At 60.5% G+C, this 21,254-nt stretch carries 18 protein-coding genes; 10 read left to right on the top strand and 8 right to left on the bottom strand.

All coding sequences use genetic code 11. The features are described 5' to 3' along the window. Positions 1-42: 42 nt before the first annotated feature. Positions 43-396, bottom strand: a complete 354-nt coding sequence (locus HBR93_RS00740) for an MGMT family protein (protein ID WP_115128860.1) — start codon at positions 394-396, stop codon at positions 43-45. Between the two features lie 166 nt (positions 397-562). On the opposite strand from HBR93_RS00740, the gene HBR93_RS00735 reads away from it, so the two are divergent. Next, a complete protein-coding gene (locus tag HBR93_RS00735) occupies positions 563-1,570 on the top strand; it encodes a DUF481 domain-containing protein (RefSeq protein WP_169959686.1) in 1,008 nt (335 codons plus the stop codon). A 126-nt stretch (positions 1,571-1,696) separates the two neighbouring features. Here the strand turns inward: HBR93_RS00735 and HBR93_RS00730 are convergent, their stop codons facing one another. Beyond that, positions 1,697-2,455 (bottom strand): SDR family oxidoreductase, encoded by a 759-nt coding sequence (locus HBR93_RS00730; protein ID WP_169959685.1) that lies wholly within the window; start codon positions 2,453-2,455, stop codon positions 1,697-1,699. Positions 2,456-2,530: 75 nt separating this feature from the next. Between HBR93_RS00730 and HBR93_RS00725 the strand changes: the two genes are divergently transcribed. From HBR93_RS00725 to HBR93_RS26845, 9 genes are all read left to right on the top strand, one after another. Continuing rightward, complete coding sequence (locus HBR93_RS00725; RefSeq protein ID WP_057439376.1) at positions 2,531-3,262, top strand: HugZ family protein; 732 nt, start codon at positions 2,531-2,533, stop codon at positions 3,260-3,262. 66 nt (positions 3,263-3,328) lie between these two features. Next, complete coding sequence (locus HBR93_RS00720) at positions 3,329-3,805, top strand: FxsA family protein (RefSeq protein ID WP_057439377.1); 477 nt, start codon at positions 3,329-3,331, stop codon at positions 3,803-3,805. Positions 3,806-4,034: 229 nt separating this feature from the next. After that, complete coding sequence (locus tag HBR93_RS00715; protein ID WP_017846112.1) at positions 4,035-4,331, top strand: co-chaperone GroES; 297 nt, start codon at positions 4,035-4,037, stop codon at positions 4,329-4,331. A 49-nt stretch (positions 4,332-4,380) separates the two neighbouring features. Further along, positions 4,381-6,027 carry a chaperonin GroEL gene (groL, locus tag HBR93_RS00710; protein WP_057439378.1) on the top strand — a complete coding sequence of 549 codons (1,647 nt, stop codon included), beginning with the start codon at positions 4,381-4,383 and terminating at the stop codon, positions 6,025-6,027. 167 nt (positions 6,028-6,194) lie between these two features. Next, positions 6,195-6,878, top strand: coding sequence for a two-component system response regulator ColR (gene colR / locus HBR93_RS00705; RefSeq protein WP_029295378.1), 684 nt, complete (start codon positions 6,195-6,197; stop codon positions 6,876-6,878). Next, entirely contained in the window at positions 6,868-8,148 is a 1,281-nt protein-coding gene (locus HBR93_RS00700; protein WP_169959684.1) for a HAMP domain-containing sensor histidine kinase, read from the top strand. Before colR ends, HBR93_RS00700 begins: the two co-directional genes overlap by 11 nt. Positions 8,149-8,337: 189 nt before the next feature. Beyond that, positions 8,338-9,018 (top strand): class I SAM-dependent methyltransferase, encoded by a 681-nt coding sequence (locus HBR93_RS00695; RefSeq protein WP_057439380.1) that lies wholly within the window; start codon positions 8,338-8,340, stop codon positions 9,016-9,018. 4 nt (positions 9,019-9,022) lie between these two features. Beyond that, positions 9,023-9,739: a lipopolysaccharide kinase InaA family protein gene (locus HBR93_RS00690; protein WP_169959683.1), complete on the top strand. Its 717-nt coding sequence runs from the start codon at positions 9,023-9,025 to the stop codon at positions 9,737-9,739. Continuing rightward, complete coding sequence (locus tag HBR93_RS26845; protein ID WP_057958645.1) at positions 9,739-9,966, top strand: hypothetical protein; 228 nt, start codon at positions 9,739-9,741, stop codon at positions 9,964-9,966. Before HBR93_RS00690 ends, HBR93_RS26845 begins: the two co-directional genes overlap by 1 nt. Positions 9,967-10,269: 303 nt before the next feature. Here HBR93_RS26845 and HBR93_RS00685 read toward each other — a convergent pair whose 3' ends face one another. The 6 genes from HBR93_RS00685 to HBR93_RS00660 all read right to left on the bottom strand — a co-directional run bounded on the left by HBR93_RS00685 (position 10,270) and on the right by HBR93_RS00660 (position 21,232). Next, positions 10,270-13,308: a multidrug efflux RND transporter permease subunit gene (locus tag HBR93_RS00685; RefSeq protein WP_057439381.1), complete on the bottom strand. Its 3,039-nt coding sequence runs from the start codon at positions 13,306-13,308 to the stop codon at positions 10,270-10,272. A gap of 3 nt (positions 13,309-13,311) precedes the next feature. Continuing rightward, positions 13,312-14,475 carry an efflux RND transporter periplasmic adaptor subunit gene (locus HBR93_RS00680; RefSeq protein WP_169959682.1) on the bottom strand — a complete coding sequence of 388 codons (1,164 nt, stop codon included), beginning with the start codon at positions 14,473-14,475 and terminating at the stop codon, positions 13,312-13,314. A 175-nt stretch (positions 14,476-14,650) separates the two neighbouring features. Then, positions 14,651-17,686 carry a multidrug efflux RND transporter permease subunit gene (locus tag HBR93_RS00675; protein ID WP_169959681.1) on the bottom strand — a complete coding sequence of 1,012 codons (3,036 nt, stop codon included), beginning with the start codon at positions 17,684-17,686 and terminating at the stop codon, positions 14,651-14,653. After that, positions 17,683-18,843, bottom strand: coding sequence for an efflux RND transporter periplasmic adaptor subunit (locus HBR93_RS00670; RefSeq protein ID WP_169959680.1), 1,161 nt, complete (start codon positions 18,841-18,843; stop codon positions 17,683-17,685). Before HBR93_RS00670 ends, HBR93_RS00675 begins: the two co-directional genes overlap by 4 nt. A 224-nt stretch (positions 18,844-19,067) precedes the next feature. Continuing rightward, positions 19,068-20,165, bottom strand: a complete 1,098-nt coding sequence (locus HBR93_RS00665; RefSeq protein ID WP_057958650.1) for a DUF1513 domain-containing protein — start codon at positions 20,163-20,165, stop codon at positions 19,068-19,070. A gap of 2 nt (positions 20,166-20,167) precedes the next feature. Continuing rightward, the gene (locus HBR93_RS00660) at positions 20,168-21,232 is read right to left on the bottom strand and encodes an imelysin family protein (RefSeq protein ID WP_057439384.1); all 1,065 of its coding nucleotides are present in this window, start codon (positions 21,230-21,232) and stop codon (positions 20,168-20,170) included. Positions 21,233-21,254: the final 22 nt, after the last annotated feature.

Genomic DNA, 21,254 nt, shown 5'->3' with positions numbered 1-21,254 from the left:
GGCTGGAGTCTGCCTCAGATTTACGGAAACAAAGCGCGCACTCTAACCGCTGTGCTCTACCGGGCGCCAGCCATGGCGCTGAATATCAACGCGATTGTTCAGGATACTGACACCTTCGCTGCGCAAACGCGCACGTTGTTCATCACCTGAAGCGCTGCCCGCCGGCAGACTTATCCGACCGCCGGCGGCGACCACCCGGTGCCAGGGCAATTTCGAACCCTCTGGTAGCTGGCTCAGGGTGCGGCCTACGAAGCGTGCGGCACGCCCCAGTCCAGCCAGGTGCGCCAGTTCGCCATAACTCACCACGCAGCCTTCGGGCACTTGGGCCAAGGTCAGGTACAGCGCAGTACGGCGCATTTCGGACGGGGTTTGCGGCGTTTCGGCGGGCTCGTTCACTGTTCTGGCTGGCTCGGTTGAAATCAGTCGTTTCTATGTAAGAAACATCTGTAAAGATGGCGTTGAGAATTGAACTCAATAGAAAACCTTGAGTCAGTCCTTGCTAAGACTTCAGCTACGCCGATAATGCCCCTTTTTTCGCCAAACTTGAGCCCCGTAAACGCTTATGTTGTCCAGAACCCTGCTGTGCCTCGCTGTTTTTACTGCCCCTACCCCTGTGCTGGCCGATACCATCTGGTTGAAAAACGGTGATCGCCTGACCGGCAAGATCAAGGTTTTCGACGGCGGCAAGCTGTTGATCCAGACTGAATACGCCGGGGCGATCCCGGTGGACTGGAAACAGGTGAAAACCCTGGAAAGCGACCAGGAACTGCTGGTCAAGCAAGACGCCTACACCGGCGAGAAGGCCAAGTCCCTGCACCCGGCCGAGGATGGCAAGGTGATCCTGGCCAACGGCGAGGCTCCCAAGACGGTGGAGTTGGCCAGCATCCAGCAGATCATCAAGCCAAAGCCGGTGATCGAGGATCTGGTGTGGAAGGGCAATGTCGACGTGGCGCTGGACTACAAGCGTGCGGAAAAAGACACCGACGACTACGACATCGACTTCAAGACCACCGCCCGTCACGGCAAGTGGCGGCATATTGCCGAAGGCGAATACAACCGCGAATTCCAGAACGATGTGGTCACCACCGACAACTGGAGCGCCGAGTACGCGCTGGACCGCTTTATTACCGACCAGTGGTTCTGGCAGGGGCGCTTGACCTACAAGCACGACAAGGTTGAAGACCTGCGTCGCCAGCGCACCGTCGGTACCGGTCCGGGTTATCAGTTCTGGGACGATGAACTGGGAGCGTTCTCCCTGGGCTCGCTGCTCAACCGCACTGACTATGAGTACCAGGAAGGCGGCAAGGACAACTTCTATTCCCTGGCCATGAAGTGGGACTACAACCGCTACCTGATCGGCAAGACCGTGGAGTTCTTCACCAACGGCGAAGTGGGCAAACCCCTGGCCGGTCCGGCCGACTACGCCCTCGATGCCGAAATGGGCCTGCGCTATAAAGTCACCGAATGGGCTTCGCTCAATCTCAAGGCCGAGCGCGACATCATCAGCGGCGCCTCGGACAGCAGCCTGAGCAAGACCCGTTACACCGCAGGGTTTGGCGTGACCTGGTAACTGGAATGTAGGAGTTGGCTTGCCTGCGATAGCATCACCGCGGTTTCTCAGTATTACCGAGGCGATGCTATCGCAGGCAAGCCAGCTCCCACACGCCCGGCCCTACACGAGATTTTGCGGTGTCAGTTACAACCGCAGCCCGCCATCCAGCTCCAGGATGCGCCCGGTGTAATAGTCGTTCTCGAAGATGTACGCCGCCGAATGGGCGATTTCTTCCGGGCGGCCCATGCGCTTGAGCGGGATCCCCGACGTCATCTTCTCCAGCGCTTCAGGCTTCATGCCCAGCGTCATCTCGGTCTCGATAAATCCCGGCGCAATGCCCGCCACGCGAATGCCATAGCGCGCCAGTTCCTTGGCCCAGGTCACCGTCGCTGCGGCCACGCCGGCCTTGGCCGCCGAATAGTTGGTCTGGCCCACGTTACCCGCGCGGGAGATCGACGAGATGTTGATAATGGCGCCCTGGTTGTTCAGCTCTACCATTTTTGCTGCCACTTCGCGGGTGCAGAGGAACACGCCGGTCAGGTTGACGTCGATCACCGCCTGCCACTGGGCCAGGCTCATCTTGGTCATTTCGCCGTCCTTGACCTTGAGCAACAGGCCATCACGCAGGATCCCGGCGTTGTTGATCAAACCGTGGATCGCGCCGAAATCCTCGGCGATCTGCGCTACGGTATGAGTCACCTGATCTTCATCTGCCACATTGCACAGATAGCTGCGTGCGGTGACACCGTGGGACTGGCAGGCAGCCAAGGCCGCATCGAGCTTTTCCTGATTGAGGTCCACCAGTGCCAGATGGGCACCTTTGCTTGCAAAATACTCGGCCATGGAGCGGCCCAGGCCCTGGCAACCGCCGGTGATAATGATTACTTTGTCGTTGAGATGCATTCGCATGTCCTATGAGCAGATTTAAGCGGTTGCCCCAGTCCGTTTTCTGACGGAATTTATCGAAGGAGTCATAAATTGAGCGTCCACGTTGCCAAGAATGCACGAGAACTACTGCTCAAGGAATACCGTGGGGCGCTCGCCACCCACTCCAAGGCCATGCCCGGCTTCCCCTTTGGTTCGGTGGTGCCTTATTGCCTGGATGCCGAAGGCCGGCCGCTGATCCTGATCAGTCGTATTGCCCAGCACACCCACAACCTGCAAAAAGACCCCAAGTGCTCGTTGTTGGTGGGCGAGCGCGAGGCTGATGATGTGCAAGCTGTCGGGCGCCTTACCTATCTCGCCGAAGCCGAAAAGCTCGAGGACGAGGCGGCCATTGCCGCCGCCGCCGAACGCTACTACCGGTATTTCCCGGACTCGGCCAACTACCACAAGGCCCATGACTTCGATTTCTGGGTGCTCAAGCCGGTGCGGCATCGCTACATCGGCGGTTTTGGGGCGATCCACTGGGTCGATCAGTTGACCCTGGCCAATCCGTTCGCCGGCAAGGCCGAGTTGAGCATGATCGAGCACATGAACAGCGATCACACCAAGGCCATCGCCCACTATGTCGAACTGGCCGGCCTGCCGACGTCCGAGCCGGCGCAACTGGCCGGTATCGACAGCGAAGGCATGCACCTGCGCATCGGTCAGGGCCTGCACTGGTTGCCCTTTGCGGGTACTTGCAACACGCCGACACAAGTGCGCGAGGCCTTGGTTTTCCTGGCTCACGCCGAGGCTTGGCCGAAAAAAGCCACCTCGCAAGCTTGAATTCACGAAAGGGCGACGTCATCTAGGGTCTAGTAGCAAGGCATTCTTGCGTTGAGGAACCATTTGATGCGCCCTTTTTTATTGCTCTTTCTGCTGTTTCCGGTGCTGGAGCTGTTCGTATTCGTCAAGGTCAGTGGGGCTATAGGGTTTTTCCCGGCGCTGCTGCTGATTATTCTCGGCTCGATGCTCGGCGTGTTCGTGCTGCGTATCGCCGGCCTGGCCACTGCACTGCGTGCCCGTGAAAGCCTGAATCGCGGCGAATTGCCGGCCCAGACCATGCTTGAAGGCTTGATGATGGCTTTGGCCGGTGGCCTGTTGATCGTGCCGGGTTTTGTCAGTGATGTGCTGGGTTTGATCCTGCTGCTGCCATTCACCCGGCGCTTGCTGGCAGGCAAGCTGCGCCAGCGTGCCGAAGAAGCGGCGATCCGCCAGCGTGCGTTTGCCGATGACCTGCAGCCTCGTGGTGGCCCGGCACCTCGCCAGCCGTTGGGGCGTGAAGGTGATGTGATCGAAGGTGAGTTCGAGCACCGCGACTCCAAGTAACGCCATCCCTGGCAGGGCACCTTCGGGTGCCCTGCTGACACAAAAATTTTCATCTGCGGCCCTTGTAATAAGCATATACGCCCTTATGTAACGGTCACCGCAAGGTTTCTGGTGGCGACACCAGACAGACTTCCGCGTTTCGCTTGGCGAACCGCGACCGGCACCGCCGGAATACCACCCGCCGGTACTGATACCGGCCGATGAAACTTACAATTAGGAGAGATCGACAATGAGCAAGCTTCGTCCTCTGCACGACCGCGTCGTTATCCGTCGCAGCGAAGAAGAAAAGAAAACCGCTGGCGGTATCGTTCTGCCAGGTTCGGCTGCTGAAAAAGCCAACCACGGTGTGATCGTCGCTGCAGGCCCAGGCAAGACTCTGGAAAACGGTGAAGTGCGTGCGCTGGCCGTTAAAGTCGGTGACAAGGTTGTATTCGGTCCTTACTCCGGCAGCAACACTGTGAAAGTCGACGGCGAAGACCTGCTGGTTATGGCTGAGAACGAGATTCTCGCTGTACTGGAAGGCTGATTCCCCGCTCATTTTCCCGTTACTACAAAGTATTTAAGGAATATCGATCATGGCTGCTAAAGAAGTTAAATTCGGCGATTCCGCCCGTAAGAAAATGCTCACCGGTGTCAACATCCTGGCTGACGCAGTAAAAGCGACCCTGGGCCCGAAAGGCCGTAACGTGATCATCGAGAAGAGCTTCGGCGCTCCGACCATCACCAAGGACGGCGTTTCGGTCGCCAAAGAAATCGAACTGGAAGACCGTTTCGAAAACATGGGCGCGCAGCTGGTCAAAGACGTTGCCTCCCGTGCCAACGATGACGCCGGCGACGGCACCACCACCGCCACCGTTCTGGCTCAGGCCATCGTCAACGAAGGCTACAAAGCCGTCGCTGCCGGCATGAACCCGATGGACCTCAAGCGCGGCATCGACAAGGCGACCATCGCCATCGTTGCTGAGCTGAAAAACCTGTCCAAGCCATGCGCTGACACCAAGGCTATCGCTCAGGTAGGTACCATCTCCGCCAACTCCGACAGCTCCATCGGCGACATCATTGCCGAAGCCATGGAAAAAGTCGGTAAAGAAGGCGTGATCACCGTTGAAGAAGGCACTGGCCTGGAAAACGAACTGTCGGTTGTAGAAGGCATGCAGTTCGACCGTGGCTACCTGTCCCCGTACTTCGTCAACAAGCCAGAGACCATGGTTGCCGAGCTGGACAGCCCGCTGATCCTGCTGGTCGACAAAAAGATCTCGAACATCCGCGAAATGCTGCCAGTACTGGAAGCCGTTGCCAAAGCCGGCCGTCCACTGCTGATCGTTTCCGAAGACGTTGAAGGCGAAGCCCTGGCGACTCTGGTTGTGAACAACATGCGCGGTATCGTTAAAGTCGCAGCCGTCAAGGCTCCAGGCTTCGGCGATCGTCGCAAGGCCATGCTGCAGGACATCGCCGTCCTGACCGGCGGTACCGTAATCTCCGAAGAGATCGGCCTGAGCCTGGAAAGCGCCACCCTGGAAAACCTGGGTAGCGCCAAGCGCGTGACCATCTCCAAAGAAAACACCATCATCGTTGACGGTGCTGGCGTTGAGCAGGACATCCAGGCGCGCATCACCCAGATCCGTGCCCAGGTTGCCGAGACTTCCTCGGACTACGACCGTGAAAAACTGCAAGAGCGCCTGGCCAAGCTGTCTGGCGGCGTTGCAGTGATCAAGGTTGGCGCTGGTTCCGAAGTTGAAATGAAAGAGAAGAAAGCCCGCGTTGAAGACGCCCTGCACGCAACCCGTGCGGCCGTTGAAGAAGGCGTGGTACCTGGCGGTGGCGTTGCACTGATCCGTGCTCTGGAAGCCCTGACCAACCTGACCGGCGACAACGCTGACCAGAACGTCGGTATCGCTGTGCTGCGTCGTGCTGTTGAAGCACCGCTGCGCCAGATCGCTGCCAACTCCGGCGACGAGCCAAGCGTTGTAGTCAACGAAGTCAAGAACGGCAAAGGTAACTACGGTTACAACGCTGCGACTGGCGTCTACGGCGACATGATCGAAATGGGCATCCTGGACCCTACCAAGGTGACTCGTTCCGCGCTGCAGGCTGCAGCCTCCATCGGTGGCCTGATCCTGACCACCGAAGCTGCAATCGCTGACAAGCCGAAAGCAGAAGGCTCGGCTGGCGGCGGTATGCCAGACATGGGCGGCATGGGTGGCATGGGCGGCATGATGTAAGCCAGCCTTACCCCCGATGCATAAAAGCCCCGCCTGAGTGATCAGGCGGGGCTTTTTTATCGATTGAAAACAGTAATCGGTTGACCGTTCAGGCCTAGCGGTAAGCCATACTTGGCCTTAAGCTGCGCGAGCCAACACGGCTGTTACCGCGTACGGAGACACTGCCCATGCGAATTTTATTGGTTGAAGACAACCGCGATATTCTGGCCAACCTGGCGGATTACCTCGGACTCAAGGGCTATACCGTGGACTGTGCGCAGGACGGTTTGTCTGGCCTGCACCTGGCGGCCACCGAGCATTACGACCTGATCGTGCTCGATATCATGCTGCCTGGGATTGATGGCTACACCCTGTGCAAACGCCTGCGTGAAGACGCGCGCCGCGACACACCGGTGATCATGCTCACCGCCCGCGACCAATTGGACGATCGCCTGCAAGGCTTCAAGTCGGGGGCCGATGACTATCTGCTCAAGCCGTTTGCCCTGTCGGAACTGGCCGCACGTATCGAAGCCGTGCTGCGTCGCGCCCAGGGTGGCGGCCGGCGCGAGCTGCAAGTCGGCGATCTGTCCTACGATCTCGACACCCTGGAAGTGACCCGCGAAGGACGCCTGCTCAAGCTCAACCCTGTCGGCCTGAAATTGCTCGCGGTGTTGATGCAGAAAAGCCCGCATGTCCTGCGCCGCGAAGTGCTTGAAGAGGCCCTGTGGGGCGATGACTGCCCGGACAGCGACAGCCTGCGCAGCCATGTCCACCAACTGCGCCAAGTGATCGACAAGCCATTTGCCAAACCCTTGCTGCAAACCGTGCATGGCGTGGGTTATCGCTTGGCCGAGGGGCGTGATGGAGTTTAAGCAAAGCCTTGCCCAGCGGATCATCATCGCCTTTGCGCTGATGAGCGCGCTGGTGGCGGGGGCCTTCGCCATGGGCATCGTCGCCACGGTGCACCTGGTGGAAGAAAAACTGATTTCGGCGGGGCTGGGCGGCGACCTGCAGCGTCTGCTGTTGATGGACAGTGTCGAAGACTGGCGCCACCGTCCCGAGCCGGACCAACTGTTCTATTTCAGCGGCGGACGCGGGGATTTCCAACTGCCCAAGGACTTGCGGCATCTGGACGCCGGCTTTCACGAAGTATTTCGCGATGCGCTTTCCTACCATGCCATGGTCGAGATCGTCGACGGCCGTCGATATGTCCTGCTGCAAGACCAGAGCGATTTCGAAGAGCGCGAGCGCGTGTTGTTTGCAGTGGTGCTGGTAGGGTTTGTACTCAGCCTGGCACTGGCGGTATTCCTCGGCTGGGTCCTTGCTCGTAAGGTGATGGCACCGGTGGTGCGCCTGGCGCGCCAGGTGCGGCATCGTGACCAATTACTGGGGCTGGCGCCGCCGCTGGCGCCGGACTATGCGGCCGACGAAGTGGGCGAACTGGCAGTGGCCTTCGACGCCACGCTTGGCCGTCTGCGCCAGGCCCTGACCCGTGAGCGCCTGTTCACCAGCGATGTCAGCCATGAACTGCGCACGCCGTTGATGGTGCTGGCCAGTTCCTGCGAACTGCTGCTGGAAAACCCGGCGATTGATTCACGGGGGCGTAAACAGGTCGAGCGTATCGCCCGGGCCTGCGAGGAAATGCGCGAGCTGGTGCAGACCTTCCTGATGCTGGCCCGTGACCAGCATGACGACACCACGATGTCGCCCCAGGTCAGCCTCTCCGAGGTTGCGGAGGGCTTGCTGGGGATCTGGCGCGAACCTATCGAGCGCAAGGGCATCGAGTTGTTCTACCTGCCGGGCAACCCACTCGACACCCGCTACAACGCCACCTTCCTGCATGCGGTCATGGGCAACCTGCTGCGCAACGCCCTGCACTACACCGAACACGGGTTTATCCGCCTGACCCTGGAGCCTACCGGCTTTGTGGTGGAAGACAGCGGGGTGGGGATTCCCGAAGACAAGCGCGAAGCCATGTTCGAGCCGTTTGTACGCGGTAACGAAAAGCGCGGTGACGGCCTGGGCCTGGGTTTGTCACTGGTCCAGCGCATCTGCGAGAGCCAGGGCTGGGTGGTCAGCCTCAGTACCATGGAGCCCAGTGGTTGTCGCTTCCATGTTGAATTGAATCAGGTCAAATCCTGAGCCCTTTCCTGCCCCTTCCCCAGGGGCAGATTCCCGCCTGTTCGGCGAAGATGGCTTCATGCCATGCTTTTTCCCTGTAAAACCTTGTAATTCTTTAGGGTTAGACGGGACGTTTTTTTCACAAAGGGTTGACCTGCGGATGACGTGCGACTGCTTAAGGTTGCAGGCATCAGTCTAGGAGATCCGTTGATGGCTACCCCTATCAAACTTGAATTTTCCGCCAAGTACGACGACCGGCACGCTCAACAATATCTGCTTAAACATCAGGGCAAGTTGGCGCGGCGGCTGTCGCACAAACGGGATGAGCAATTGGCCCGCGGTGCGCTGGCGATGGCCGGTGAGCCTGGTCTGGTGTTGGATTTACCGTGCGGTGCCGGGCGCTTCTGGCCACTGCTGGCCGAAAAGCCCAACCGGGTGATTATCGGCGCGGACAATTCCGAGGCCATGTTAAGCATCGCCACTGCGTCGCAACCGGCGGATGTGCTCAAGCGGGTACGGCCCTTGCAGACATCAGCGTTTGATATCGACCTGCCAGACAACGCAGTGGACAGCATTTTCTGCATGCGTCTGCTACACCACATCGGCGACCCGGCGCATCGGCTGGCGTTATTGAAAGAATTTCAAAGGGTTACCCGCGATAGCGTGATCATTTCGTTGTGGGTGGATGGCAACTTCAAGGCCTGGAAACGCAAGCGCCTGGAAATGCAGCGCCGCAACAAAAGTGAGCAGGAGAGTTACCGAAATCGTTTTGTGTTACCGGCTGCTACTGTTGAAGCTGAGTTTGAGCAAGCTGGTTTCCGCGTCCAGGAGTATTTGGACTTCATACCGCTGTACGCCATGTGGCGAGTGTATGTATTGCGCAAGAGGTAGCAGGATGGCAGTTGAGTACGTAGCAGGCAGTCACGTAGCTCCCGAAGAGCGCTTCGATTACTTCTGGCGGCAGCAGGGCGAGTGGGTCGAGGAGCCCAATCGGCGTCGAGGGGGCGAAAGCGGAGTACAGCGGGTAATCGGCACCAATGGGCGCTTGCTCTACAGCAAGCGCCAGACAGGTCACACCTATCGCAGTTGGCTGCATCCTTTTGGGCGGCCCACGGTGTTGCGCGAGCGCGATGCGCTCAGGGGCCTGCGCTTGCTCGATGTGGGGGTTCCGGAACTGGTGTTCTGTGGCGCCCGTCGTGATCCGGACCAACAGTGGAAGGCTTTGCTGGTGACGGCGGCTTTGGATGGCTTTGTGGATATCGACAGTTGGTACGCCGCCGGTGGCCGCGCGCAATGTGGGGAACTGGCGCATGAGCGCCTGCTAGCTGAGTTGGCGCAAACCCTGGCGCGCATGCACAAGGGGCGCTGGCAGCATGGCTGCCTGTACAGCAAGCATATTTTTGTGCGGGTCAGCGGGGCGGCAGAGGGCGCGACGGTCGAAGTGGCGCTGCTGGATCTCGAGAAGAGTCGCCAACGCTTGACCGCCCGCCGGGCCGCTGACCATGACATGCAGCAGTTGCGGCGCCATTCGTCGTGGAATGCCGCCGACTGGCAAAAACTCAGCTACTTTTACGAAGCGGCGTTTGGCAGCGCTATCAAGGGTTTAACCTAATGAAGCTAGAAATAGCACGAGGTTTGTTTCTGTTGGGGGCCTTGGGCATCGCCTCCCTGGCCCTGGCTGCCTGGGAGCAGCCCCGCACAGAAGTCCTCAGCGCGGCGCACAACGGCGGGCAATGCCCGGTGCCGCGGATCGCCAAGACCACGGGGGTTACGCAGCCTGATCATCAGCTTTTGCTGTTTATGTTTGGGATGTCCCAAGGGATGAGGCCTGCGAGTTGAAGAGATTGACGCCCCTGTAAAAGGCCCCGCAGTGCGGGGCCTTTTGTTTTTTGCGTGTTGCTGCGTTCTTGGTCTGGGATGGCGGCTATACGCTCAGCCCTGGCGGGGCGCCTCAGATCAAGATCAAAAGCAGAGCCACAGTAGAACCGGAGCGCGAAGCCGCGTTCCCCGGTGGGTGTGGGAGCTGGCTTGCCAGCGATGGCGCCGGCACTGCTAGCTTTTATGTTGTCTGACACACCGCTATCACAGCCTCGCAGGGCGAGACAGCTCCCACAGGGGCCGCAGAAACGGATAGGTACTCAATCAATCCACCGCAGCCAAGACCTCACGCTTAGCCAACAACGTATAAACACACGGCAACACAAACAGCGTAAACAACGTACCCACAGACATCCCCGTAGCAATCACCATCCCGATATCAAACCGACTGACCGCCCCGGCCCCTGTGGCAAAGATCAACGGCACCATGCCAAACACCATCGCTGCCGTGGTCATCAATACCGGGCGCAGGCGAATCGCCGCCGCTTCTTCCACTGCTTCACGGGGCGTAAGGCCCTTGTCCTTGCGCAGCTGGTTGGCAAACTCGACGATCAGGATACCGTGCTTGCTGATCAGCCCGATCAAGGTCACCAACCCCACCTGGGTGTAGATGTTCATGCTCGACCAACCCAGGAACAAGGGGATCAACGCGCCGCAGATCGACAGCGGCACCGTCACCAGGATCACCAGCGGGTCACGGAAGCTCTCGAACTGTGCCGCCAGCACCAGGAAGATGATGGCCAACGCCAGGCCAAAGGTGACCCACAGCGCGCTGCCTTCCTGGATGAACTGGCGTGAGGCGCCGCTGTAGTCGAAGGCGTAGCCGGCCGGGGTTTCTTCGATGGCGATCTGGCGCACGGTGTCGATGGCCTCGCCCATGCTGACAATCGGGAAGCCCGAGATCAGCGCCGAGTTGAGTTGCTGGAACTGGTTCAGTTGGCGCGGGCGCGCGCGGTCACTGATGCTGATCAGGGTCGACAGCGGCAACAACTCGCCCTGGGTGTTTTTCACGTAGTAACTGTTCAGCCACTCGGGGTTGTCCCGGTAGGCCCGCTCGACCTGGGCGATGACCTTGTAGCTGCGCCCATCAATGGTGAACCGGTTGATTTCCGCCTCCGCCAGCAAGGTCGCCAGTGTGCTGCCCAGATCCTGCATCGACACCCCCATCTGCGCCGCCTTGGCACGGTCGATGTCCACCACCACCTCGGGTTTGTCGAACGCCAGGTCGATATCGACAAAGGCGAACTTGCCCGACTCCATGGCCCGTTTCTTCACGCGGTCGGCCACTTGCAGCAACGACTCATAGTCATTGGGTGTGTTGATCACAAAACCGAAGGGCAGGCCTTCGCCGGTACCGGGCAGTGATGGCAGGTTGAAGCCGAATACCTGCAAGCCGGGGATCTGCTCCAGGCGTTTCTGCACCTCAGGCAGGATCTGCATCTGCGTGCGGTCGCGCTCGTTCCACGGTTTGAGCAGGAAGCCGCCGATACCCGATTGCACCCCGTTGAACCCATTGATCTGGAACGAGGAGTAGTACTCCGGGAAGTCCTTGAAGATCGTGATGAACTCGTCGGTGTAGGTGTTCAGGTAGTCCAGGTTGGTCGGCTGCGGTGCGCTGGCCATCATAAAGATGATGCCCTGGTCTTCATCCGGGGCCAGTTGCGACTGGGTGAATTTGAGGAACACCGGGATCAGGCACAGCACGATCAGGGCAAACACGATTACCACCGGCCGGGTGTTCAGTGTGCCGTGCAGCATTGTCTGGTAGCGGCGCTTGAGGCCTTCGAAGATGCGGTCCAGGCGATGGGCCAGCCCCGTGGGGTTTTCGTCGTGGCGCAACAGCAGGGCGCACATCATCGGTGACAGGGTCAGGGCGACGATGCCGGAAATCACCACCGCACCGGCCAGGGTCAGGGCGAACTCCTTGAACAACGCCCCGGTCAGCCCCTCGAGGAAACCGATGGGCGCATACACCGCCGCCAGGGTGATGGTCATCGACACCACCGGCACGGCAATCTCCCGCGCGCCTTCCAGCGCAGCGTCCAGTGGCGTCTTGCCTTCTTCAATATGGCGGTGGATGTTCTCCACCACCACAATGGCATCATCCACCACCAGGCCGATGGCCAGCACCATCGCCAGCAGTGTCAGCAGGTTGATGGAGTAGCCCATCAGTTGCATGAAAAACAGCACGCCAATCATCGACAGCGGGATGGTCACCACCGGGATCACCACCGAGCGCAGCGCCCCGAGAAACAGGAACACCACGACGATCACGATCAGCACCGCTTCAAATAGGGTCTTGACCACTTCGTTGATGGACGCCTGGATAAACAGCGTGGCGTCGTAGGCGATTTCTGCTTTGAGATTGGGCGGCAACTGGGATTCCAGCTCCGGCATCAGCTTGCGTACTTCTTTGATCACATCCAGCGGGTTGGCACTGGGCGTGGCCTTGATGCCGATGTACACCGAAGGCGTACCGCCAAAGGAACTGATGGCGTTGTAGTTTTCCGCGCCCATTTCCACCCGGGCCACGTCGCCCAGCAGCACCCGGCTGTCGCCATCGGTCTTCACGGTGATGGCGGCGAAGGCCTCGGCGGTCTTCAAATCGGTGTTGGCGTTGATGCTGGTGACCACATACTCGCCCTTCACTTCGCCGGCGGCGGAGAGGAAGTTGTAGTGGCGCACGGCATCGGTGACGTCACTGGCGCTCAGGCCAAAGCCCGCGAGCTTGACCGGGTCCAGCCACAGGCGCATGGCAAATACCTGGTTGCCGAGGATCTCGGCTTCGGCCATGCCGGGCAGGGTCGCCAGCTTGGGCTGGATCACCCGCGACAGGTAGTCGGTGATCTGCGGGTTGCTCAGTTGCTGGCTGGAGAAGCTGATGTACATCAGCGCCGAGGCATCTGCGGCCTCCTTGCTCAACACCGGGTCTTCGGCGTCCTGGGGCAGTTTGTTCTTGACCTCGTTGGCCTTGGCCAGCAGCTCGGTGAACAGCCGGTCGCTGTTGGCGCCGATCCGCGCATAGATGGAAATCACCGAGAAGTTCTGGCGACTGACCGAGGTCATGTAGTCGATACCTTCGGCACTTGCCAGGCTTTGCTGCAACGGCTGGGTGATATAGCCCTGGATCGTCTCGGCATTGGCCCCGGGGTACGCGGTAGTCACCGTGATCAGGGCATTTTCCATGGATGGGTATTGGCGCAGTGGCAGTTTGCTGTAGGCCTGGAAACCCAGGAGCACGATCAGCAGGCTGACCACCATGGCCAGCACCGGGCGGCGGATAAACGTGTCGGTAAACGCCATGGCTCAGTTCCTTGAACCGTCGTTGCGCGGAGGTTGGCCAGGGGCGGCCGGCAGGTTTTTATCCGCAGTGATGGCGATATGCGCACCGGTGTCGAGCTTGATCTGCCCGGCGCTGACCACTTGCTCGCCACTGCTCAGGCCTTTGGTGATCAGCACCAGGCCATCGCGCCGTTCGCCGGTTTCGATAAAGCGCCGTTCGGCGATCAGGATCGGTTGACCGTTGGCATCTTTTTCGAGGCTGCCGTCCTCGCTCTTTTTCTGTGTTACCACGTAGGCTGAGTTGCCGTAGAGGGTGTAGGTAATGGCACTTTCCGGTATCACCACCTGCGCTTGCGGGTCGGGCAGCAGCACTTGCAGGCTGCTGAACATGCCCGGTAGCAGTTTATTGTCCGGGTTGGCCAGGGTCGCTCGAACCAGCACGTTTCGGGTGCTGCTCTCGACTTTCGGGTTGATCGCACTGAGGGTGCCGGGGAAGGTCAGTTTCGGGTAGGCCGAGACTTGCACCTGCACCCCCTGGCCCACGGCCAGCTTGGGCACCGACTGCTCGGGCACATAAAAGTCCACATAGAGGCTGCTCAGGTCCTGCAAGGTGGCAATCACCGTGCCGCTGGCCAGATAGTCGCCCACATCGACCTGACGAATGCCGATAGTGCCGCTGAACGGCGCGACGATGTGTTTCTTGGCCAGGGACGCTTTGAGCTGGTTGACCGTGGCCTTGTTTTTTTGCAGTTGCGCCGAGAGCCGGTCGAACTCGCCCTTGGAGATCGCCTGGCTGCCCACCAGTTGGCTGCCGCGCCCGTAATCGAGCTGGGCCAGGCCCAGGTCGGCCTGGGCGGTTTGCAGCAGGGCGTCTTCCACCGCACTGTCGAGTTGCACCAGCGGCTGCCCGGCCTTGACCTTCTGCCCCGACTCGAACTGCACGTCCTTGACCGTGCCGGCAATCTCCAGGGCGAGGTTCACCCCCTGCAAGGCCTTGAGCGTACCCACCGCCGGCAGGCGCTGTTGCCACGGTTGTTCGACCGCGGTGGCCACCGCCACGCTGATCGGCGGTTTGGGCGCGGAAAAGACCTGGATCTGCTGATAGATGGAAAAGGCTTTATAGCCCCCCAGCAGCAGGACGATGAGCAGCACAACGGCCAACATGATCAGCATGCGACGACGCAGCATATTCCGGTTCCTTGGAAAAAACTGAGGCAGACGAAGACGAACGATTCGGCACATTACTCCGAGTTTCGGGGGGATTCCAACTGGTAAATTTCAGCGCTCGTGGGCAGGCTCAAGCGCAATGGTTTTAAGGCGCAGGGGAATAGGGAAAGGGGTGTCAGGCCTTTCCCATATGAGGTCAGGGGGCGGGCATGTCACGCTTGGCCAGCGCCGTATATACCGACGGCAGGACGAACAAAGTGAACAAGGTCCCGATCGACATCCCGGTGGCGATCACCATGCCGATATCAAACCGGCTGACCGCGCCGGCACCGCTGGAAAACACCAGCGGGATCACCCCCAGCACGGTAGCGATGGTGGTCATTAGCACCGGCCGCAAGCGGATCGCGGCGGCTTCTTCGATGGCGGCACGCGCCGACAGCCCCTGCTCCTTGCGCAACTGGTTGGCGAACTCGACGATCAGGATGCCGTGCTTGCTGATCAGGCCGATCAGCGTGACCAGGCCGATTTGTGTGTAAATGTTCAGGGTCGACCAGCCGAGGAACAGCGCAATCAATGCGCCGCAGATCGACAGCGGCACCGTCACCAGGATCACCAGCGGGTCACGCAGGCTTTCAAACTGGGCCGCCAGCACCAGCCCGATGATCGCCAACGCCAGGCCGAACGTACCCCATAGCGCATTGCCCTCCTGCACAAACTGGCGCGTGGCGTTGCTGTAGTCGAAGGTGTAGCCCGCCGGAGCCTCTTCCTGGGCGATGGCTTGTACGGTCTCCAGGGCGTTGCTCATACCGACAATCGGGTAAGCCGAGACCAGCACCGAATTGAGCTGCTGGAACTGGTTCAACTGTCGCGGGCGTACCTGTTGGCTGGAGACGGTGATCAACGTCGACAGGGGCAGTAATTGGCCCTTGGCATTTTTGACGTTGTAGTGACTCAGCCAGTCCGGGTTGTCGCGGTAGGTGCGCTCGACCTGGGCAATGACCTTGTACAGATTGCCATCAATCCTGAAGCGGTTGATTTCCGTTTCAGCCAGCAGGGTCGCCAGGGTAAGGCTCAGGTCCTGCATGGACACGCCCATTTGCGCGGCCTTGGCCCGGTCAATGTCGATCACTACTTCGGGCCGGTCGAAGGCCAGGTCGATATCCACGTAGGCAAACTTCCCGGAGTCGATGGCCCGCTGTTTGACGCGCTCGGCCACCGCCAGCATCGACTTGTGGTCCTGCTGGGAACTGATGACAAAACCAAAAGGCAGGCCTTCGCCCGTACCCGGCAAGGACGGCAGGTTAAAGGCAAATACTTGCAGGCCGGGGATGCTGTCGAGCTTTTTGCGCAGCGGCGCCAGCACCTCCATCTGCGTGCGCTCGCGCTGGTCCCACGGGCGCAGTTGGAAACCGCCCACCCCCGAATGCACGCCATCGAGGCCATTGATCTGGAACGAGGCCTGGTACTCGGGCAGGGTCTTGAACAGCGCGATGAAGTCCTGGGTGTAACGGTTGAGGTAGGCCAGGTTGCTCGGCTGCGGTGCGCTGGCGAGGATAAAGATCAGGCCCTGGTCCTCATCGGGGGCCAGCTCGGAGAGGGTGAAGGTGAGCATGGCGGGAATCAGGCCGAGGATCAGCAGGGCGAACACGATGACCACCGACTGCGCCTCCATGATCTGATGCAGGCGGCGCTGGTAACGCTGCTTCAGATGGTTGAACAGCCGGTCCAGGACCAGGGACAGGCCCCGTGGCTGTTCTTCAGGGCGCAATAACAGGGCGCACATCATCGGTGACAGGGTCAGCGCAACGATACCGGAAATCACCACGGCCCCGGCCAGGGTCAGGGCAAACTCCTTGAACAGCGCCCCGGTCAACCCCTGCAGGAAACCGATGGGCGCATACACCGCGGCCAGGGTAATGGTCATCGAAATCACCGGCACGCACACCTCCCGCGCGCCTTTGATCGCGGCCTCAAGGGGCGACTTGCCTCGTTCGATATGCCGATGAATGTTCTCCATCATCACAATGGCGTCATCCACCACCAGGCCAATGGCAAGGACCATGGCCAGCAGCGTCAGGACGTTGATCGAGTAGCCCATCAGTTGCATGAAGAACAGCGTGCCGACCAGCGACAGGGGAATGGTGATGACGGGAATCACCACGGCGCGCAAAGAGCCCAGAAACAGGAACACCACCAGCACCACAATCAGGATGGCTTCCAGCAGGCTCGACAGCACATGGTCGATAGAGGCGTTGATATACAACGTCGAGTCGTAGGCGATATCGGCTTGCAGATGAGGTGGTAACTGCGCCTGCAGCAGGGGCATCAGTTCGCGTACGCGCTTGCCCAGCTCCAGCGGGTTGGCGTCGGGGGTCGGCTTGATGCTGATGTAGGTCGCGGGCAGGCCATTGAATGAACTGAAGCTGTCGTAGTTCTGCGCACCCAGCTCCACCCGCGCCACATCCCCGAGGCGGACCTGGCTGTCGCCGTTGGTTTTCAAGGTGATGGTCCGGAAGCCTTCAACCGACTGCAGTTCGGTATTGGCCGTGACACTGGTAACGACTAATTCACCTGTGGCGTCGCCGGCAATGGACTGTACGTTGTAGCGCTTGATGGCCTGGGTCACATCGCTGGCGCTCAAACCAAAGCCTGCGAGTTTCAGCGGATCAAGCCAGATACGCATGGCAAAGCTTTGGTTGCCGATGATCTGGGCCTCGGCCATGCCCGGCAGAGTCACCAGGCGAGGCTGGATCACACGCAGCAGGACGTCGGTGATTTGCGCATTGTTCATGGTGTCGCTGGAAAAACCCAGGTACATCAGCGCGGTGTTATCCGCCGCGACCTTGTTCAGCACCGGATCCTCTATGTCCCGGGGCAGTTGGTTCCTTACTTCATTGGTCTTGGCCAACAGCTCGGTGAACAACCGGTCGCTGTCGGCCCCGACCCGCCCGTAGATGGAAATAATCGACACATTCTGCCGGCTGGTGGCGCGCATGTAGTCGATGCCTTGCGCGCTTGCCAGGCTTTTCTGCAGAGGTTGTGTGATGTAGCTCTGCACGGTCTCGGCACTGGCGCCTGGAGAGACCGTGGTCACCGTGACCAGCGCACTTTCCATCTGCGGGAATTGGCGCAATGGTAATTGCCCAAACGCCTGCCAGCCCAGCAACACGATCAACAGGCTGACCACCAGGGCCAGTACGGGGCGGCGGATAAACAGGTCGGTGAACGTCATTTGTCGTTCTCCCGTTGGGCCGCCAGTGGACGCTCATCAGGTTGGTTCCGGTGGATGCTGATGCGCACCGGGGTACCGTTTTGCAATTTGATCTGGCCGGCAGTAACGACCTGTTCGCCCTTGGCCAGCCCTTTGGCAATCACGATGGTGCCGTCGCGTCGCTCGCCCGTTTCGACCAGGCGTTGTTCGGCGATCAGCAGCGGCTTGCCCTCGGCATCCAGCTCGTCACGGCCTTCGCTGTTTTTGCGCGGGGCTACGACGTACACATACTGGCCATAGGGGCTGTAGGCGATTGCGCTCTCCTCGATCACGATATGCAAACCCGGGTTCGTCAGCAGCACCTGCAAGTGGGCGAACATTCCCGGCAACAGGTCGGCGGGCGGATGAGTCAGGGTGGCGCGCACCAACACATTTCGCGTCTGGGTGTCGACGATGGGGTCGATGGCGCTAATGGTGGCGAGACTGGAAAGTCCTGGGCGTGCCGAAACTTCAATGCGCACGGACTGGCCGATCTTGATCAGTTGAACAGCGTGCTCGGGGATGTGGAAATCGACGTAAAGGCTATGGGCGTCTTGCAGGCTGGCGATCACGGTGGCGCTTTGCAGGTAGTCGCCGATGTTGACTTGGCGGATGCCAAGGGTGCCGTTGAACGGGGCGACGATGCGTTTTTTGTCCAGCGCCGTGCGGCGTTGTGCAACGACGGCATTGTTGCGGTTGAACTCGGCGGACAGTCGGTCGAACTCCTCTTGGGAGATGGCGTTGATCGCCACCAGCTCGCGGCCGCGCTGGAAGTTCTGCCGGGCCAGGCTGCGGTCCGCCAGGGCTACGTCCAGCGCGGCCTGCTCGGCCTGATTCTCAAGTTGCAGCAGGGTTTGCCCCTGCTTGACCACTTGCCCGGAGTCGAAGTGCAACTGGGTGACGACGCCGGGCACCTCGATACTCAGGTTGATGCCCTGCAATGCCTTGAGGGTGCCAGCGGCGGGCAACTGGCGCTGCCAGGGTTGTTCGAGGGCGGTTGCCACCGCCACGCTGACGGGCGGCTTTGGCGCATGCAGCAGCTGCAGCTGTTGGTAAACCCAGAACGCTTTATAGCTGGCGAGCATCAGCACGACCAGCAATACGATGCTGAGCATGGTAATCATCCGGCGGCCCGGCATAGTTGCTTCCTTGTGAAGGTGACAGGGTGCGGAGGGCGCGCGCAGGGGCGCTCGCTGGCACGATGAGCCAGGCAGTCTTCATCAGAAAGGCGAGTGCTATAAGGCGGAAAGTCGGACGTGTCTGTGAGATGAGTAGTCCCCGTGGCGGGGTTTTTTCACAGGTTGCGTAGGGTTTTTCTGGTGAGTCGGCTCCCAGGTGTGGGCCCGGGAGCGCGACAGTGGCTTTAGATCAGATGCAGGTGGTTATCCCAGAACCCAGCTGGCAGATCCAGGGGCTTGGCCACCAGTTGGGGCTGCCGGCAATCGTAGAAACGGCAACGACCCTGGCCAGAGGTCACGACAAACCCGTCGGCCACTGCGCCGACGCCGGCGCAGTCGGGCAACGGCCCGTCCAGGCGCAGTTCGCCACTGTCCATGTCCCAGATAAAGAAGCGATTGCCCCGTGGCGCGGTCAGTGCCACCAGACGCAACTCGCTGTGTACGGCCACGCTGGCGGTGTAGTGCCCCATGGCCTGCAATTGCTCATCGGCCACCGGGAACGCCACGAACGGTTGCCCCGGACGCTTGATCGCCAACAGTTCGGAACGCTCCTGGGAAGGCCCCATAAACTGTTGCCCGGTGAGGATCGTGCCATCGCTGGCGATCCCCATATGGCGCACGCTGTTCATTGGCTGGCTCAGGGTTTCCTTGCTCAGCAGGGTGCCGTCGCGCTGCATCAGCACCAGGCTCGGCTCCATGGCGTTGAGGTTCATCTCGACCCGGCTTTCGGCCTCGGTGCGAATGCCACCATTGGCCACGATCAGAGTCTCGCCATCGGGCATCCACGACACCTGGTGCGGGCCGATGCCGTGGGTGGACATCTCCCCGCTGTGTACCAGGCGCTCACCTTCGAACCTGTACACGCCCAGTAGGCCGCGACCGGGGTCGGTGGTGTCGTTTTCCGTGGCGTATAGCCAGTCGCCGCTCTTGTGGATGACTGCATGCCCATAAAAGTGCCGGTTGGCCTGGGACGTCACGGTTTGCAGCAGCGTGCCGTCGCGCAGGTCCACCAGGTAGCTCTCGGTGCCCGGACGGCGGGCCACGAACAGCGCGATGGGCAGGCTCGGGTGGTTGATGATGTCGTGGCAACGCTGGCCAACCTGGGTGGCGAACACCTGGCTGCCGTCCAGGCGATAGCCCACGGCGTAGTGCTTGCCGTCGGCATCATCCCGGGCCGACAGCAACAGCGGGCTGTCGCCCTTGCGCTTGAACAGCGTCCAGCCGCCCAGGGTGATTGCACTGAGCAGCACGCTGCCGATGGCCAAAGCCTGTCGCCTGAGCATCATCAGTCACCGTCGTTGGCATTGAAGCCCAGTTGGATGCCCAGCGCCTTGGCCAGTTCGCCTTCATGCAGGCGGTGGACCACGTTGAGGCTGTCGTAGATAGCGTTGAGTTGCTCGCGCCCGGCGTCGTCGGCCAGCAGTTCATTGAGCGAACGCTGGTTGCTGTCGAACAGCTTCAGGGCGGCGGCGTAGGCGGCGTCGATCTTTTCGGCCAGAGGTTTCTGGTCGGCAGGCAGCAGGCCGCGCAGGCCTTTGTTGTCGACCCCGACCCACACGGTCTGGGCCGCTGCGAGGCTGGCTCGCAAGCCTTGCAGGGACGACTGGCTGCGCCACGCATCGGCCTGGAATGGCTGCGGGATGCCCTTGGACAGGCGACCCATCGGTGTGCCGAGCTTTTTCTTCAGGGTATCCAGGGCCGTGACCTGCACGCGCAGCAGTTCGGCGATGGCTTCGTGGGAATCGGCGTAGCGCTGGTTAGGAAACTTGGTCATCTGCGCGAGCATGCCGTCGGTGCTGTTCCAACTGGCCAGAATCTCTTCGGCCAATTGCTTCTGGCGCTCGCCGATGGCCATCAGCAGCGGGCAGTAGCGGGCTTTCTGGGCGTCGTTGGCGATGTCGGTCTTGGCGTCATACAGGATGTATTCGTAGGCCGACAGGCCTTGCACTACCACGCTGGACTTGGCCAGGGCGGCGGCGTCGATCTGTGGCTGGGCGGTGGCCAGTTGCTCGACCTGGCGGCCGACGAGGTTTTTCTTGTCGGGCCAGAACTGCACCTGCCAGGCGCGATTGCCTTCGGCCAGCGGGCCGATCAGCAGCGGTTGCAACTCGGCCCAGGCTTTTTGCGCATGGAGGAAGTCGGCGCGGGCGGTCTCCAGGGATTCCTTGCCTTGGCAGTAAGCCAGGGCGCTGACGGCCAGCTGCCGGTCAGCTTCGACCCAGCGGCTGTAGGTCGGCAGGATCACTTGCTTGGCGATGGCTGCCGAGGTGACCGCTTGCGGATCCTGCGGCGAGCAGGCGCCAAGGGCCAGGGCGGCCAGGCTGGTGAACAATAACTTGGGACGGAACATGTCGAGCTCCCTTCAATAATTG

This window comes from Pseudomonas sp. WS 5411 (genome assembly GCF_012985595.1).
Taxonomy (GTDB): domain Bacteria; phylum Pseudomonadota; class Gammaproteobacteria; order Pseudomonadales; family Pseudomonadaceae; genus Aquipseudomonas; species Aquipseudomonas shahriarae.
This window is presented reverse-complemented; position numbering and strand designations above follow the sequence as displayed.